The sequence below is a fragment of the Faecalicatena fissicatena genome (assembly GCF_016900595.1).
Classification (GTDB): Bacteria; Bacillota; Clostridia; order Lachnospirales; family Lachnospiraceae; genus Claveliimonas; species Claveliimonas intestinigallinarum.
Window position 1 is genome coordinate 50,196 of sequence record NZ_JACLYY010000006.1, and the last position, 15,573, is coordinate 65,768.

Annotated in this window: 13 protein-coding genes; all 13 read left to right on the forward strand. The window is 53.4% G+C overall.

Annotation, left to right across the window (positions count from 1 at the left end; all coding sequences use genetic code 11):
* Positions 1–27: 27 nt before the first annotated feature.
* The gene (uvrB, locus tag H7U36_RS07560; RefSeq protein ID WP_207750583.1) at positions 28–2,019 is read left to right on the forward strand and encodes an excinuclease ABC subunit UvrB; all 1,992 of its coding nucleotides are present in this window, start codon (positions 28–30) and stop codon (positions 2,017–2,019) included.
* A 56-nt stretch (positions 2,020–2,075) separates the two neighbouring features.
* Positions 2,076–4,916 carry an excinuclease ABC subunit UvrA gene (gene uvrA / locus H7U36_RS07565; protein ID WP_205155951.1) on the forward strand — a complete coding sequence of 947 codons (2,841 nt, stop codon included), beginning with the start codon at positions 2,076–2,078 and terminating at the stop codon, positions 4,914–4,916.
* Positions 4,917–5,138: 222 nt separating this feature from the next.
* The gene (gene mreB / locus H7U36_RS07570) at positions 5,139–6,128 is read left to right on the forward strand and encodes a rod shape-determining protein (protein ID WP_033126815.1); all 990 of its coding nucleotides are present in this window, start codon (positions 5,139–5,141) and stop codon (positions 6,126–6,128) included.
* 64 nt (positions 6,129–6,192) lie between these two features.
* Positions 6,193–8,418 (forward strand): SF1B family DNA helicase RecD2, encoded by a 2,226-nt coding sequence (gene recD2, locus H7U36_RS07575; RefSeq protein WP_205155952.1) that lies wholly within the window; start codon positions 6,193–6,195, stop codon positions 8,416–8,418.
* Positions 8,419–9,186 (forward strand): ComF family protein, encoded by a 768-nt coding sequence (locus H7U36_RS07580; RefSeq protein WP_205155953.1) that lies wholly within the window; start codon positions 8,419–8,421, stop codon positions 9,184–9,186. It begins immediately after the preceding gene.
* Positions 9,187–9,244: 58 nt separating this feature from the next.
* A complete protein-coding gene (locus H7U36_RS07585; RefSeq protein WP_033126818.1) occupies positions 9,245–9,640 on the forward strand; it encodes a hypothetical protein in 396 nt (131 codons plus the stop codon).
* Between the two features lie 2 nt (positions 9,641–9,642).
* Positions 9,643–10,800: a hypothetical protein gene (locus tag H7U36_RS07590; RefSeq protein ID WP_033126819.1), complete on the forward strand. Its 1,158-nt coding sequence runs from the start codon at positions 9,643–9,645 to the stop codon at positions 10,798–10,800.
* Between the two features lie 17 nt (positions 10,801–10,817).
* Entirely contained in the window at positions 10,818–11,702 is an 885-nt protein-coding gene (gene cdaA, locus H7U36_RS07595) for a diadenylate cyclase CdaA (protein WP_033126820.1), read from the forward strand.
* Positions 11,680–12,999 (forward strand): CdaR family protein, encoded by a 1,320-nt coding sequence (locus tag H7U36_RS07600; RefSeq protein ID WP_033126821.1) that lies wholly within the window; start codon positions 11,680–11,682, stop codon positions 12,997–12,999. Before cdaA ends, H7U36_RS07600 begins: the two co-directional genes overlap by 23 nt.
* 6 nt (positions 13,000–13,005) lie before the next feature.
* Positions 13,006–13,269: an HPr family phosphocarrier protein gene (locus tag H7U36_RS07605; RefSeq protein ID WP_033126822.1), complete on the forward strand. Its 264-nt coding sequence runs from the start codon at positions 13,006–13,008 to the stop codon at positions 13,267–13,269.
* 160 nt (positions 13,270–13,429) lie between these two features.
* Positions 13,430–14,353: a sugar phosphate nucleotidyltransferase gene (locus H7U36_RS07610; protein WP_205156004.1), complete on the forward strand. Its 924-nt coding sequence runs from the start codon at positions 13,430–13,432 to the stop codon at positions 14,351–14,353.
* Positions 14,353–14,742 carry a GtrA family protein gene (locus H7U36_RS07615; RefSeq protein WP_205155954.1) on the forward strand — a complete coding sequence of 130 codons (390 nt, stop codon included), beginning with the start codon at positions 14,353–14,355 and terminating at the stop codon, positions 14,740–14,742. Before H7U36_RS07610 ends, H7U36_RS07615 begins: the two co-directional genes overlap by 1 nt.
* A 24-nt stretch (positions 14,743–14,766) precedes the next feature.
* Positions 14,767–15,564 (forward strand): glycosyltransferase family 2 protein, encoded by a 798-nt coding sequence (locus tag H7U36_RS07620; protein WP_205155955.1) that lies wholly within the window; start codon positions 14,767–14,769, stop codon positions 15,562–15,564.
* The last annotated feature ends 9 nt before the right edge of the window (positions 15,565–15,573 follow it).

Sequence of the window (15,573 nt, forward strand, 5' to 3'; positions counted from 1 at the left end):
TGAATTGCAAAAAGAGGATATATTATCATGGATCACTTTGAATTAGTATCAGAATACAAACCCACCGGCGACCAGCCCCAGGCCATCGAGCAGCTGGTCAGGGGCTTTAAAGAAGGCAACCAGTGCGAGACACTCCTTGGCGTCACCGGCTCCGGTAAGACCTTTACGATGGCCAATGTCATCCAGCAGCTGAATAAACCAACGCTGATCATTGCGCACAACAAGACACTGGCGGCACAGCTCTACGGCGAGTTCAAGGAGTTCTTCCCCAACAATGCGGTGGAGTACTTTGTCTCCTACTACGACTACTACCAGCCCGAGGCCTACGTCCCCTCCTCGGACACCTACATCGCCAAGGACTCCTCCATCAACGAGGAGATCGACAAGCTGCGGCTGTCGGCCACGGCCTCCCTGGTGGAGAGAAGAGATGTCATCGTGGTGGCCAGCGTGTCCTGCATCTACGGTTTGGGCGAGCCCCAGAACTTTGAGAAGATGATGGTCTCCCTGCGGCCGGGCATGGAGAAGGACAGGGACGAGGTGCTGCGGCAGCTCATCGATATCCAATATGAGAGAAATGAGATCGACTTCAAGAGAGGCACCTTCCGGGTGCGGGGTGATGTGCTGGAGATCATCCCGGCCAACGAAGCTGAGACGGCCGTGCGGGTGGAGTTTTTCGGAGATGAGATCGACAGGATCACCCAGATTGATGTGCTCACAGGGGAGATCAAGGGAGAGCTGGAGCATGTGGCTATCTTCCCTGCCTCCCACTACGTGGTGCCGGCGGAGCAGATCCGGCGGGCTGCGGACGCCATTGAAAAGGAGCTGGAAGAGCGGGTCCAGTATTTCAAGAGCGAGGACAAGCTGCTGGAGGCGCAGCGCATCGCTGAGAGGACCAACTTTGACATAGAGATGCTCAAGGAGACAGGCTTCTGCTCCGGCATTGAGAACTACTCAAGGCATCTGTCCGGGCTTGCGCCGGGGCAGCCGCCCTACACGCTGATGGACTTCTTTAAGGATGATTTCCTCATCATCATTGACGAGTCCCACAAGACGATTCCCCAGATCGGGGCCATGTACCACGGGGACCAGTCCAGGAAGAGGACTCTGGTGGACTACGGCTTCCGCCTGCCCTCGGCGCTGGACAACAGGCCCCTAAGCTTCCAGGAATTTGAGGAGCGGATCGACCAGATCATGTTTGTGTCAGCCACGCCGGGAGACTACGAGGCGGAGCATGAGCTCCTGCGGGCGGAGCAGGTGATCCGGCCTACCGGCCTTCTGGATCCGGAGGTGGAAGTGCGCCCTGTGGAGGGCCAGATCGACGACCTGGTGGCTGAGGTCAAAAAAGAGATTGAGAAGAAGAACAAGATTCTGATCACCACCCTGACTAAGCGGATGGCGGAGGATCTGACAGACTACATGAAGGAGCTGGGTATACGGGTGCGGTATCTCCACTCGGACATCGACACGCTGGAGAGGACGGAGATCGTCCGGGATATGCGTCTGGACGTCTTTGACGTGCTGGTGGGCATCAACCTGTTGCGTGAGGGCCTGGATATACCGGAGATCACCCTGGTGGCCATCCTGGATGCGGACAAGGAGGGCTTCCTCCGGTCTGAGACGTCCCTGATACAGACCATCGGGCGGGCGGCTAGAAATGCGGAGGGCCATGTCATCATGTATGCGGACACCATCACAGACTCCATGCGGCAGGCTATGGACGAGACCCAGAGAAGGAGGGAAATCCAGATGGCCTACAATGAAGAGCACGGTATTACGCCCACCACGATCAAAAAGTCCGTCCGGGATCTGATCAGCATTTCGAAGAAGGTGGCTGCGGAGGAGATGCGGATGGAGAAGGATCCCGAGTCCATGAGCAGGAAAGAGCTGGAAAAGCTGATCAAAGAGCTGGAAAAGCAGATGCGCAGAGCGGCGGCAGACCTGAACTTCGAGGCCGCGGCCAAGCTGCGTGACAAGATGACAGAGCTGAAAAAGCAGCTGCAGGATATAGACGCGGATTAAAAGCATGCATAAAATGCGCCCTGTCGGCAGAGCATAAGATAAGGAGACAAAGAAATATGGCAGCAAAAAGCGGCACAAAATACATTAAGATCAGAGGGGCCAATGAGCACAATCTGAAAAATATAGACCTGGACATCCCCAGAGACGAGCTGGTGGTCCTGACTGGCCTGTCCGGCTCGGGAAAATCATCCCTGGCCTTTGACACCATCTACGCGGAGGGGCAGAGAAGGTATATGGAGTCTCTGTCCTCCTACGCGAGGCAGTTCCTGGGACAGATGGAAAAGCCCAACGTGGAGAGCATCGAGGGACTTCCCCCGGCCATCTCCATTGACCAGAAATCCACTAACCGGAACCCCAGGTCCACGGTGGGTACGGTGACGGAGATCTACGATTATTTCCGTCTCCTCTACGCCAGGATTGGAATTCCCCACTGCCCCAGATGCGGCCGGGAGATCCGGAAGCAGACAGTGGACCAGATGGTGGATCAGATCATGGCACTCCCGGAGCGGACGAAGATCCAGCTCCTGGCCCCGGTGGTGCGGGGGCGCAAGGGAACCCACGCCAAGATGTTTGAGCGGGCAAAGAGGAGTGGCTACGTGCGCGTCCGGGTGGACGGGAATATGTACGAGCTCTCAGAGGAGATCACGCTGGACAAGAACATCAAACACAATATTGAGATCATTGTGGACCGTCTTGTGGTAAAGCCGGGCATCGAGCAGCGCCTGACAGACTCTGTGGAGAGTGTGCTCCACCTGGCGGAGGGACTTCTCTTGGTGGATGTGATCGGCGGGGAGCCCATGAATTTCAGCCAGAGCTTTGCCTGCCCTGACTGCGGTATCAGCATTGACGAGATCGAGCCCAGGAGCTTTTCTTTCAACAACCCCTTTGGGGCCTGCCCGGAGTGCTACGGATTGGGCTACAAGATGGAGTTTGACGAGGATCTGATGATTCCCGACAAATCTCTGAGCATCGACGAGGGAGCTATTGTGGTGCTGGGATGGCAGTCCTGCACGGACAAGGGAAGCTACACAAGGGCCATCCTGGAGGCGCTGGCTAAGGAGTACAAATTTTCCCTGAGCACGCCCTTTAAGGACTATCCGAAGAAAATCCACGACATCCTGATTTACGGGACAGGCGGCAAAGAGGTGAAGGTGCACTATCGCGGCCAGAGAGGAGAGGGAATTTACGATGTGGCCTTTGAGGGGCTGATCAAGAGTGTGGAGCGCAGATACCGGGAGACTGGCTCTGAGACGACCAAAGCGGAGTATGAGACCTTTATGCGCATCACCCCCTGTCACGAGTGCGGGGGACAGAGGCTGAAGAAGTCCTCCCTGGCGGTGACAGTGGGAGATATGAATATAGCCCAGATCACGGCCCTCTCTGTGGAAAAGCTGCAAGAATTCCTGCAAAACCTGGAGCTGACACACCAGCAGACGCTGATCGGCGGGCAGATTTTGAAGGAAATCCGGGCAAGGATCCAGTTCCTCATGGATGTGGGGCTGGACTACCTGACTCTGGCAAGAGCCACCGGCTCCCTCTCCGGTGGGGAGGCCCAGAGAATCCGCCTGGCCACTCAGATCGGCTCCGGGCTGGTGGGCGTGGCCTACATCCTGGACGAGCCCAGCATCGGGCTCCACCAGAGGGATAACGACAAGCTGCTCGGTACCCTGAAGCACCTGCGGGACCTGGGCAATTCCGTCATTGTGGTGGAGCACGACGAGGACACTATGCGGGAAGCAGACCATATCGTGGATATCGGTCCCGGTGCAGGGGAGCACGGCGGCGAAGTGGTGGCCCAGGGCACGGCAAAGGAGATTATGAAGAATAAAAACTCCATTACCGGTGCATATTTAAGTGGTAGAATGAAAATTCCGGTTCCCGCGGAGAGAAAGAAGCCTACCGGATGGATCAAGGTAGTGGGAGCCCAGGAGAACAACCTGAAAAATATAGATGTGGACATCCCTCTTGGAGTCATGACCTGCGTTACCGGTGTGTCCGGCTCCGGCAAGAGCTCCCTTGTCAATGAGATCGTGTACAAGCGGCTGGCAAGAGAGCTGAACCGGGCCAGGACGATTCCGGGAAAGCACAGGGATATCCTGGGGATGGAGCAGCTGGACAAGGTGATCGATATCGACCAGTCCCCCATCGGGCGCACGCCCAGATCCAATCCGGCCACCTACACAGGCGTGTTTGACCTGATCCGAGACCTCTTTGCGGCCACCCCGGACGCCAAGGCCCGGGGCTACAAGAAGGGCCGGTTCAGCTTCAACGTGAAGGGCGGCCGGTGCGAGGCCTGCAGCGGCGACGGTATCCTGAAGATCGAGATGCATTTCCTGCCGGACGTGTACGTGCCCTGCGAGGTCTGCGGCGGGAAGCGCTATAACAGGGAGACCCTGGAGGTCCGCTACAAGGGAAAGAATATCTATGATGTGCTGAATATGACAGTGGAGGAGGCGCTGGAGTTCTTTGAGCCGGTGCCCAGCATCCGCAGGAAGATGGAGACACTCTACGATGTGGGACTGTCCTATATCCGGCTGGGACAGCCCTCCACCACCCTCTCCGGCGGGGAGGCCCAGCGGATCAAGCTGGCCACAGAGCTGAGCAAGAGGAGTACAGGGAAGACCATTTACATCCTGGACGAGCCAACCACAGGGCTTCATTTTGCCGATGTGCACAAGCTGACAGAGATCCTGCGCAGACTTGCCTCCGACGGGAACACGGTCCTTGTCATTGAGCACAATCTGGACGTGATCAAGACCGCGGACTACATCATTGACATCGGCCCTGAGGGGGGAGACCGGGGCGGCACGGTGGTGGCCTGCGGGACGCCGGAGGAGATCGCGGCAAACCCTGCCTCCTACACAGGAAAATACATTGACATGATGCTGAGAAAATAGCCGGCCCCGTCCAGGCGGCCTGTCACGGCGGCGCCGCAGGCGGAGCCATAGGAAGGGCATAAGAAAGTTTTAAGAAAAAATACTTTCCATTTTCAGGAAAGTTTATTATAATGTTATGTGCATGCAGGAGCATGTGTAATCCGCGAAAATACGGTAAATCTGACGAAAGATGACAAATTATATAAATGACATAAACAGCTCATGTGAAAGGAGACATTGCGCATGTCAGTAGATATCGGAATTGATTTGGGTACAGCAAGCGTCCTTGTGTACATCAAAGGGAAGGGCGTCATTTTAAAGGAGCCCTCTGTGGTGGCCTTTGACCGGGACACCAACGCCATCAAGGCCATCGGCGAGGAGGCGAGGCTCATGCTGGGAAGGACCCCTGGGAATATTGTGGCCGTGCGCCCTCTGCGCCAGGGTGTCATTTCTGACTATACAGTGACAGAGAAGATGATCAAATATTTCGTGCAGAAGGCCATGGGCCGGCGCACCTTCAAGAAGCCGAGGATCAGCATCTGCGTTCCAAGCGGTGTGACGGAGGTGGAGAGGAAGGCCGTGGAGGAGGCCACCTACGCGGCCGGCGCCAGGGAGGTGCTGCTCATCGAGGAGCCTGTGGCGGCGGCTATCGGAGCAGGCATTGACATCTCCAAGCCCTGCGGGAATATGATCGTGGATATCGGCGGCGGTACATCGGATATAGCGGTGATCTCCCTTGGAGGGACAGTGGTTAACACGTCCATCAAGATCGCGGGAGATGACTTTGACGAGGCCATTGTCCGCTATATGAGAAAGAAGCACAATCTGCTTATCGGAGAGAGGACAGCGGAGGACATCAAGATCAAGATCGGCACCACCTACCCCCTTGTGGAGGAGGAGTCCATGGAGGTGCGGGGGCGCAACCTTGTGACCGGACTTCCGAAGACAGTCACAGTCACATCCTCCGAGACGGAGGAGGCGCTCAGGGAGACCACCAGCCAGATCGTGGAGGCTGTGATCGGCGTTCTGGAGAGGACACCTCCGGAGCTTTCCGCGGATATCCTGGATCGTGGAATCGTGCTCACCGGCGGCGGCGCCATGTTGCGTGGCCTGGAGGAGCTCATTGAGGAGCGGACAGGTATCAACACAATGACAGCCGAGGATCCTATGAAGGTGGTTGCCATCGGAACGGGACAGTTTGTGGAGTTCATGAGCAGCCGGAAAGAAATTTAGAGACAGTCTGCCGTCGGAATGATTTCCGGCGGCAATTTTACATTGCAAAGAGGATAGATCTTACATGGAAGAAGTAAAAGGCTATGTGGAGCACATTGTATTTCGCAATAAAGACAACGGCTACACAGTGTTTAATCTGAATAACGAGGACGGGGAGCTGACCTGTGTGGGGACCTTTCACTATATCAGCGAGGGAGAGCTGCTAAAGCTGACAGGGGAGTACGTGACCCACTCCCTCTACGGCGTGCAGCTCCAGGTCCAGACTTCGGAGGTATGCGAGCCGGAGGATCTTGTCTCCATAGAGCGATATCTGGGCTCGGGGGCTATCAAGGGCCTGGGAGCAGCCCTGGCAGGGCGCATTGTCCGCCGGTTTAAGGAGGACACCTTCCGCATCATCGAGGAGGAGCCGGAGAGGCTGGCGGAGATCAAGGGGATCAGCGAACGGAAGGCCCGGGAGATCGGGGAGCAGATCGAGGAGAAGAAGGATGTGCGGCGGGCTATGATTTACCTGCAGAAATATGGCATCAGCACTACCCTGGCTGCAAAGATCTACGACTACTACGGGAACAGGATGTACCAGGTTATGGAGGAAAATCCCTACCAGATGGCGGATGACATCAGCGGGGTGGGATTTAAGACAGCGGACGAGATTGCCCGGAGGATCGGCATTCAAGCCGACTCCGACTACCGGATACGGAGCGGCATTTTCTACACCCTCATCCAGAGTGTGGGAGAGGGGCATATTTATCTTCTGGAGGAGTCGCTCCTTCGAAGGACAGGGAATCTGCTGGGAGTGGAGATCCGGCACATTGAAAAATATCTCATGGACCTTGCCATGGAGAGAAAGGTGGTCCTCAAGGAAGGAGAGGACGGAAAAAGGGTCTACGCGTCCAACTACTATTACATGGAGCTGAACACGGCGAAAATGCTCCACGACCTGAACATTGCCGCAAAGGTGGACAGAGACGATGTGCGAAGAAGGCTGGCTGCCACTCAGAAGCACATGGACATGCCCCTGGACGAGAGGCAGCGCCAGGCGGTGGAGGAGGCAGTGGGAAGAGGCGTTATGATCCTCACCGGAGGACCGGGAACCGGAAAGACCACCACCATCAACGCCATGATCCGGTATTTTGACAGCGAACAGTTGGACATCCGGCTGGCGGCTCCCACAGGGCGGGCGGCCAAGAGGATGACAGAGGCCACCGGCTGGGATGCTCAGACCATCCACCGGCTGCTGGAGGTGAACGGGAATCCGGAGGAAGAGGGGACTGGCACCGGTTTCCAGAGAAATATGGAAAATCCTCTGGAGGCGGACGTCATCATCATTGACGAGGTGTCCATGGTGGATCTGCCCCTCATGCACGCTCTCCTTTGCGCCATTTGCCCGGGTACCAGGCTGATCCTGGTGGGGGACGTGAACCAGCTCCCATCCGTCGGGCCGGGCAGCGTGCTGAAGGACATGATCGCCTCGCGGGCCTTTGCTGTGGTGGAGCTGACCCGCATCTTCCGGCAGGCGGGGGAGAGCGATATCGTGGTAAATGCCCACAGGATCAACCGGGGAGAGCCGGTAGTGCTGGACAACAAGAGCCGGGATTTCTTTTTCCTCAAGCGCCAGGACGCCAACACCATCATCAGCGTAACCCTCGCTCTGATCCAGAAAAAGCTTCCCAAATACGTGGGGGCCACCACCTACGACATCCAGGTGCTCACCCCCATGCGAAAGGGACTGCTGGGTGTGGAGCGGCTGAACCGGATCCTGCAGGAATACCTGAATCCTCCGGATCCGTCCAAGGCGGAGAAGGAGTACGGGGAAAAGAAATTCCGGGTGGGGGACAAGGTCATGCAGATCCGGAACAATTATCAGCTCGAATGGGAGATTTCCACAAAATACGGCATGACTGTCGACAAGGGAGTGGGCATCTTCAACGGAGACATGGGGATCGTGAAGGCCATAAACACCTACGAGGAGACTCTGTCTGTGGAGTACGATGAGCACAGAGTTGTCACCTATCCCTTCCAGCTGTTGGACGAGCTGGAGCTGGCCTACGCCATCACCATACATAAATCCCAGGGAAGCGAGTACCCTGCGGCGGTCATCCCTCTTCTCTCCGGCCCCAGGCAGCTGTACAACAGGAACCTGCTGTACACGGCAGTGACGAGGGCCAGAAAATGCGTGACCATTGTGGGAAGCGAGACTGTCTTTCAGAGTATGATAGAGAATGACAGCCAGCAGGACAGGAACACAAGTCTGGATGAGAGAATACGGGAGTTTTGCCAAGACAGCATATAAATGAAAAGAAAGCTGAAAATCAGCAGAAAGACGCAGATAGGACAGGACACTGGAAAATCGGCGAAAAGGGCGGCGGAGGCCCTGCTGCGCCTTCTGTACCCCAACACCTGTCCCCTGTGCGGCAGGGTGACGAAGGAGCGGGTGTGCCCGGACTGCAGGGAGGCCGTCCGCCCTATAAGGGAGCCCATCTGCAAGAAGTGCGGGAAGCCCATCAGCAGCGAGCAGGCGGAGTACTGCCACGACTGCAGCCACACCCGCCACTACTTTGATGAGGGACGGGCGCTGTGGCTCCACCGGGGAGGGGCGGCCTGGTCCGTCTATCAGTTTAAATTCCACAACCGCCGCATTTACGCCGGGTTCTATGCCTCCGAGATGGCCCGGGCCTATGGAGGCTATGTGAGAAAAAAACACATTTCCCTCATCATCCCCATTCCCCTGGGAAGAAGGAAGAGGCGGATGCGGGGCTTTAACCAGGCGGAAATCCTGGCAGAGAGGCTTTCCGGGAGGCTGCGGATCCCCCTGGACAGCGTCCACCTGGTGAGGAGGCGGGACACAATTCCGCAGAAGAGCCTGGACCCCGCCGCCAGGCGGGAAAATGTGCGGGGAATCTTTTCTTGGACAGGGGGGACTCTGGCGGGCCGGAGAGTGCTCCTTGTAGATGACATATATACCACCGGGAGTACCCTGGACAGCGCCGCCCGGACGCTGAAAAAGGCGGGGGCTGAAAAAGTTTACTTTTTAACTATAAGTATTGGACAAGGGTACTGATATTTGTTATACTGAAAATAATGATTAAAACCAGAAACTATACACTTCGAGGTGCTTTATGTTAGATAAACGAAAAGTCAGGCTGATGACCAGACTGGCCCTCTATGAGCAGAATGAGGGCAGGGAGGATATGAAGATCAGCGCTTATTATAAAAAAGATTACGTGAGTATGAAGATGATCGCCACATTTATCTGGACCACGGTCGGGTATGTGTGCGCCATGCTCCTGATCCTTGCCTGGGGCATGAACGGCTGGATGGAGAAGCTGACGCTGGCTCTGATCTTCATGCTGGTGGCGGTGATCATCCTTGGTTATCTGGCCCTCCTGATCATTACATTTATCATCACCAGCAGGATCGCCAACAGAAAACACAGAGACGCGAGAATGAGGATGAAGAGATATAACCACGGCTTACTACAGTTGATGAAAATGTACGAAAAGGAGAATAAATAACGATGGATAATTTATATGTCATAAAAGGCCAGCTCCAGCAGGTGTACGCAAAGTATTCAAAATTCATAGACAAGGGAGTCCAGTTTATCCTGGCCCTGGCCGCGTTCTATATGATCAATCACGATCTCGGCTTCATGAGCCTTCTGTCTAATCCCCTGATCACGCTGGGACTGGCGGTCATCTGTGCCTTTCTCCCGATGATCGTCACCGTGCTGGCGGCGGCCGTCCTGATCCTTGTGCAGATGGCGGCAGTGTCCCTGGGCATTATGGCTGTGACGGCGGCGGTGTTTGTGATCATGTTTGTGTTCTACGTGCGGTTCAGCCCTAAGACAGCGCTGGTCATCCTTCTGACGCCGCTGGCCTTCCTGTTCCACATCCCCTACGTGATTCCCGTGGCCTTCGGGCTGGTGGGCGCTCCCTCCAGTGTGGTGGCTATCATCTGCGGAACCATTGTGTACTATATGATCGATTATGTGAAGACATCCGCGTCCGCTCTGGAGAGCGGCGGGGCAACGGCCATGATCAGCCAGCTCATGACCTACCTGCAGCAGGTGTTCCAGAATAAAGAGATGATCATCACGATCATCGCCTTTGTCATCGTCCTGTTCCTGGTGTACCAGGTGCGCAGGATGGCTATCAGCCACGCCTGGAAGAGTGCGTCCGCGGCGGGGGCTGTTGTCAGCATCGTCATCATGGCAGCGGGCAGCGCGGCGCTGGATGTGAAGATTTCCTATCCGGAGCTGATCCTGGGGAATGTGGCTGCTGTGATCGTAGGGCTGATCCTGGAGCTCCTGTTCTTTGCTGTGGACTATTCACGGACAGAGAGTGTCCAGTATGAGGATGATGAATATTATTACTACGTGAAGGCAGTGCCGAAGATCGTTGTGGCTGCTCCGGAGAAGACAGTGAAGCGCATCAACAGGCGGACAGAGAACCAGGAGACGGAGATCATCAATACCGACGAGATCCGCAGAAAGAGCGCGGAGGACGGAGAGGCCAGAAAAGAGGGGGAGAAGAAGCCCGGGAAGAGAAAAGCTGCCGGCAAGCCCCGCTCTCCCCGTAAAAAGGAGAGCCAGATCACCGGCAATATGGATCAGCTCCTTCTCACAAGAAGCCTCCAGAAGGAGCTCCATTTGGACGAAGAGGAGCGGAATGATTAAAGACGGGAAGTGAACGCATGGAAGCGAGAATTACGCAATTCTTTGAGAGATATATACGAAATGCCTATTTTCCGGAAATGCATCTGACAGATATCGTCGAGATACTGATCATCGCATTTCTGGTATACCAGATCATGATATGGATCAAGAACACGAAGGCCTGGATGCTGCTCAAGGGCATCCTTGTCCTTGGTGTGTTCATTTTTGTGGCGTTTCTTTTCCAGATGCACACCATACTGTGGATCGCCAGAAACTCTCTGACGGTTCTTGCCACGGCTCTGATCGTGGTCTTCCAGCCGGAGCTGCGGCGCGCTCTGGAGAAGTTGGGAGAGAGAAAATATATCAGCGCCGTGATGCCCTTTGACAGCTCAAGGGATAAGGGTCGCTTCAGCGAGGAGACCATCGATGGCATTATCGATGCTTCCTATATTATGGGGAAGGCAAAGACCGGTGCCCTCATCGTTGTGGAGCAGGCCATCAAGCTGACTGAGTACGAAAGCACAGGCATCCAGCTGGACTGTATCGTGTCCAGCCAGGTGCTTATCAATATATTTGAACACAACACACCCCTCCATGACGGTGCTATCATCATCCGGAACGACCGGATTGTCTCCGCCACCTGCTATCTCCCTCTGTCTGACAATATGGGACTGAGCAAGGAGTTGGGCACGAGGCACAGAGCTGCGGTGGGCCTCAGCGAGGTCAGCGACGCCCTTGTCATTGTGGTGTCCGAGGAGACAGGATATGTATCCGTAGCGCAGGGAGGAGTGCTGGACCGGAATATATCCAGGGAAAAGCTCAGGGAATATCTGGAGGACATCCAGAACAAGCGGAGCGAATCACACGGCATATTAGCAAAATGGAAAGGAAGGCTGATCCATGAAAAAAAGTCTGACAAATAATATTGGCCTGAAGCTCCTTGCGTTTATCTTTGCTTTTATGCTGTGGCTGCTTGTGGTGAACATAGATGATCCTGTGGGCTCCAAAACCTTTGAGAATATCCCTGTCACCATTGAACACTCGGAGGTGGTGACCCAGGATCAGAGATCCTATCAGGTGCTGGACGGTACAGACACCGTCAGCGTGAGCGTCTCCGCCACGAGGTCTGTTTTGGAGAAGATCAGTGCGGAGAACATTGTGGCCACCGCAGACATGCGGGAGCTGTATCTGGAATCTCAGATTCCCATAGAGATTACGATTCCGGGCTATGAGTTCGAGTCTGCTACCGCAAGCCCGAGAAATGTGCAGGTGAAGATCGAGCAGAATAAGAGCGATACATTTCCTATTACAGTGACCACGACGGGCACTGTGCGGGATGGCTATGTGCTGGGCACTGTGCAGGCAGACCCGGAGCGAGTCACAGTCAACGGACCGGAGTCCGTTATTGATCAGATCAGCAAGGTGGTGGCGGAGGTGAATGTGTCCGGCCTTTCGTCCGATTCCTCCATTGACGCCACGCTGACCTATTACGATGCGGACAACAATGAGATCAGCGCGGAGCAGCTGGCCAACAACCTGGGAACCACGGGCGTAAAGGTCAACGTGACTCTCTACCACACAGCCCGCATTCCGGTGACGGTAGACACTTCGGGTGTCACGGCGGCGGACGGCTACATCATCTCCGAGGTCAGCTGGACGCCGGAGGAGATCCAGCTGGCTGGAGAGGAGGATGTGCTTGAGGCCCTGAAGGAGATCCGCATACCTGCGGACGCCATCGACATCACCTCCATCTCCCAGAGAACAGAGAAGACCGTGGATATTACTCCCTATCTTCCGGAGGGAACAAGGCTGGTGGATGAGAATGGCAACAATATCCTTGTGACCGCCCGGGTGGCAAAGGAGGGCACGAAGAGCTTTGACATCCCGGTGGGCTCCATCACTGTCAATAATCTGGATGATGACCTGACCATCTCGGGCTATGGAAGCGGAGATGATCTGGAGGTTCACATTGGCGGCCCGCAGGCCCAGCTGGACAGCCTGGAGCTTGGCGACCTGTCGGTGAGCATTGACCTGAAGAGCTGCACAAAGGCGGGCGAGTACGAGGTGCCTGTGACCATCACACTGCCATCGGACGCCTCCGACTGCTCGGTGGAGACATCCGTGACAGTTAAGGTCACACTGGAACAGAGGACGACAGCGGCAGATAACAACAGTAATAGTGCCGAAGAAGATACAGATAATGAATCATCAGGAGGTTAAAGTATTATGGTAAGTAAAAAGGTGGTCATCAACAATCCGACGGGGCTGCATCTTCGCCCGGCGGGCATCTTCTGCAACACGGCAGTACAGTTTGACTGCAAGGTCACCTTTCAGCATGACACCACCACAGCCAACGCCAAGAGCGTGCTCAGTGTCCTGGGCGCCTGCATCAAGAAAGGCGATGAGATCGAGCTCATCTGCGAGGGCTCTGACGAGGAGGAGGCCCTGGCGGCCATGGTGAAGGCGATTGAGGACGGGCTGGGAGAGTAAGAAAAATATTGGTAGATGACAGACATGACAGAATAGAATGAGGTTCTGCTCATGTCTGTTTTCATACACAATATGTCTCATGTATAGTTGCTGTTCTCTTGAAAAGCAACGTGTTATGCGTTATAATACTACAAGTTTAGATTATAAGGAGAAGTATGCCATGGGAAAAGCTACTCTGGTCATTATGGCCGCCGGAATAGGAAGCCGCTTTGGCGGTGGGATTAAACAGCTGGAGCCAGTAGGGCCGAATGGGGAAATTATTATGGATTACTCCATATATGATGCGCTGGAAGCGGGATTTGACAAAGTTGTGTTTGTGATTCGGAAGGATCTGGAGAAGGATTTCAGGGAAATCATTGGGGAACGCATTGAAAAGCAGATGGAGACGGCCTACGCCTTTCAGGAGCTGGATGATATACCGGAGAAATATAAGGAAAAATTCCAGGGAAGAACAAAGCCCTGGGGGACTGGACAGGCTATCCTGTGCTGCAAAGATCTGGTACATGAGCCCTTCCTTGTCATCAATGCTGATGATTATTATGGGAAAGAAGCGTATAAAGAAGCGTATGACTATCTGCAGAAGATGAAAGAAGGCCCAGAGTCTGATAAGCTTCCGTTGTGCATGGTGGGCTTTGTCCTGAAAAATACGCTCAGCGACAACGGCGGTGTGACCAGAGGAATATGTAAAGTGGATGAAGATCATATGCTCACAGACATCGTGGAAACGCACAATATAGTCAAAACAGAAGACGGCGCTGCCGTTGAGACGGCAGACGGAAGAGAAGATATAGATGTTGAATCTGAGGTCTCCATGAATATGTGGGGCCTGACTCCTGGATTTTTTGGGATTTTGGAAACTGGCTTTGCTGATTTCCTAGAGAAAACAGCAGCGGAGGATTTCAAGGCAGAGTATCTTTTGCCTACAATTATCGGGGATCTCCTGAAAGCTAAAAAGGTGGATGTAAAGGTGCTGCAGTCCAAGGACAAATGGTTCGGAGTTACATACAAGGAAGATAAAGAGACGGTTGTGAGTTCTATCAAGGAACTGATCAGCCAGGGACATTATCAGAAGAGAGTGGTGTAATGAAGAAGTTGCTGGCGCAGATCATAAAATTTGGCCTTGTAGGTTTCCTGTGCTTTTTTATTGATTACGGCATCATGGTTTTCCTGACGGAAGTTGCCAGCGTGCATTATCTCCTGTCATCAGGGATATCCTTTACTGTGTCTGTGATCGCCAATTATGTCTTGAGCCTGACATATGTGTTTGAGACTGAGAAGGGAAACCGGATCAAGGAGTTCATCATCTTTGTAGTGCTCAGTGTGATCGGACTGGGAATCAATCAGGCACTGATGTGGTTCTGTGTGGACATACTGGGAATCTTCTATATGATATCCAAGATAGGGGCTACAGCGGTGGTGATGGTGTACAATTTTATTACGAGAAAAATGATTTTGGAGAAGAAAGATAAATAAGTAATTAAAAATAGAGAGGGATTTATGAAATATACAGAAAAAGATCACACATTTGTTATATGTGCATATAAAGAAAATCCTTATTTAGAGAATACAGTTTCTACTTTACTGAAACAGTCTGTAAAAAGCAAAATTATGCTATCTACGTCTACGCCGAACGATCATATAAAGAATATATGTGATAAATATAATATTCCTTTTGTGATAAATCCGGCACCTCATCTAGCAGGTGATGACTGGAATTATGGCTACGATCATGCAGATACTAAATTGGTGACGCTGGTGCATCAAGATGATCTGTATTCTAAAGATTTTTTGAAAGAGACTTTACATGCATTAAATAGAGCTAAAAACCCACTTCTGAGCTTTACTGATTACTATGAGTTAAAAAAAGGAAAAAAAGAAAGTAAGAATCTTCTGCTTAATATCAAGCGTGTTATGAATTATCCTTTGTCCAAAAAGAGACTGCAGAGTTCAAAATGGCTTCGCAAGAGACTTCTGGGCTTTGGGGATGCGATATGTTGTCCGTCTGTCACATTTGTGAAAGAACAGCTGGGGGATACTATATTTGATACGAAATACAAAAATAGCTGTGATTATAAAACGTGGGTTGATTTAGCGAATAGAGATGGAGCCTTTGTTTATATCCCAACGAAACTGCTTGCACATAGGATATATGCAGAGTCAGCAACTACCTTAAATTTAAGCGAGAATATTAGACAGAAAGAAGATCTGGAAATCTTGTCTACGCTTTGGCCGAGGCCTATTGCATATGTGATCAATAAAGTATATGCATTGAGTGAAAAAAGTAATAAAGTATAAATAAAAGTA

Bases quoted from the DNA above. Each gene is read 5' to 3' on its own strand.
- cdaA (WP_033126820.1), top strand. From the start codon at position 10,818: ATGGAAGCGAGAATTACGCAATTCTTTGAGAGATATATACGAAATGCC.
- H7U36_RS07620 (WP_205155955.1), top strand. From the start codon at position 14,767: ATGAAATATACAGAAAAAGATCACACATTTGTTATATGTGCATATAAA.
- H7U36_RS07580 (WP_205155953.1), top strand. From the start codon at position 8,419: ATGAAAAGAAAGCTGAAAATCAGCAGAAAGACGCAGATAGGACAGGAC.
- H7U36_RS07590 (WP_033126819.1), top strand. From the start codon at position 9,643: ATGGATAATTTATATGTCATAAAAGGCCAGCTCCAGCAGGTGTACGCA.
- H7U36_RS07615 (WP_205155954.1), top strand. From the start codon at position 14,353: ATGAAGAAGTTGCTGGCGCAGATCATAAAATTTGGCCTTGTAGGTTTC.
- recD2 (WP_205155952.1), top strand. From the start codon at position 6,193: ATGGAAGAAGTAAAAGGCTATGTGGAGCACATTGTATTTCGCAATAAA.
- H7U36_RS07610 (WP_205156004.1), top strand. From the start codon at position 13,430: ATGGGAAAAGCTACTCTGGTCATTATGGCCGCCGGAATAGGAAGCCGC.
- mreB (WP_033126815.1), top strand. From the start codon at position 5,139: ATGTCAGTAGATATCGGAATTGATTTGGGTACAGCAAGCGTCCTTGTG.
- H7U36_RS07600 (WP_033126821.1), top strand. From the start codon at position 11,680: ATGAAAAAAAGTCTGACAAATAATATTGGCCTGAAGCTCCTTGCGTTT.
- uvrB (WP_207750583.1), top strand. From the start codon at position 28: ATGGATCACTTTGAATTAGTATCAGAATACAAACCCACCGGCGACCAG.
- uvrA (WP_205155951.1), top strand. From the start codon at position 2,076: ATGGCAGCAAAAAGCGGCACAAAATACATTAAGATCAGAGGGGCCAAT.
- H7U36_RS07605 (WP_033126822.1), top strand. From the start codon at position 13,006: ATGGTAAGTAAAAAGGTGGTCATCAACAATCCGACGGGGCTGCATCTT.
- H7U36_RS07585 (WP_033126818.1), top strand. From the start codon at position 9,245: ATGTTAGATAAACGAAAAGTCAGGCTGATGACCAGACTGGCCCTCTAT.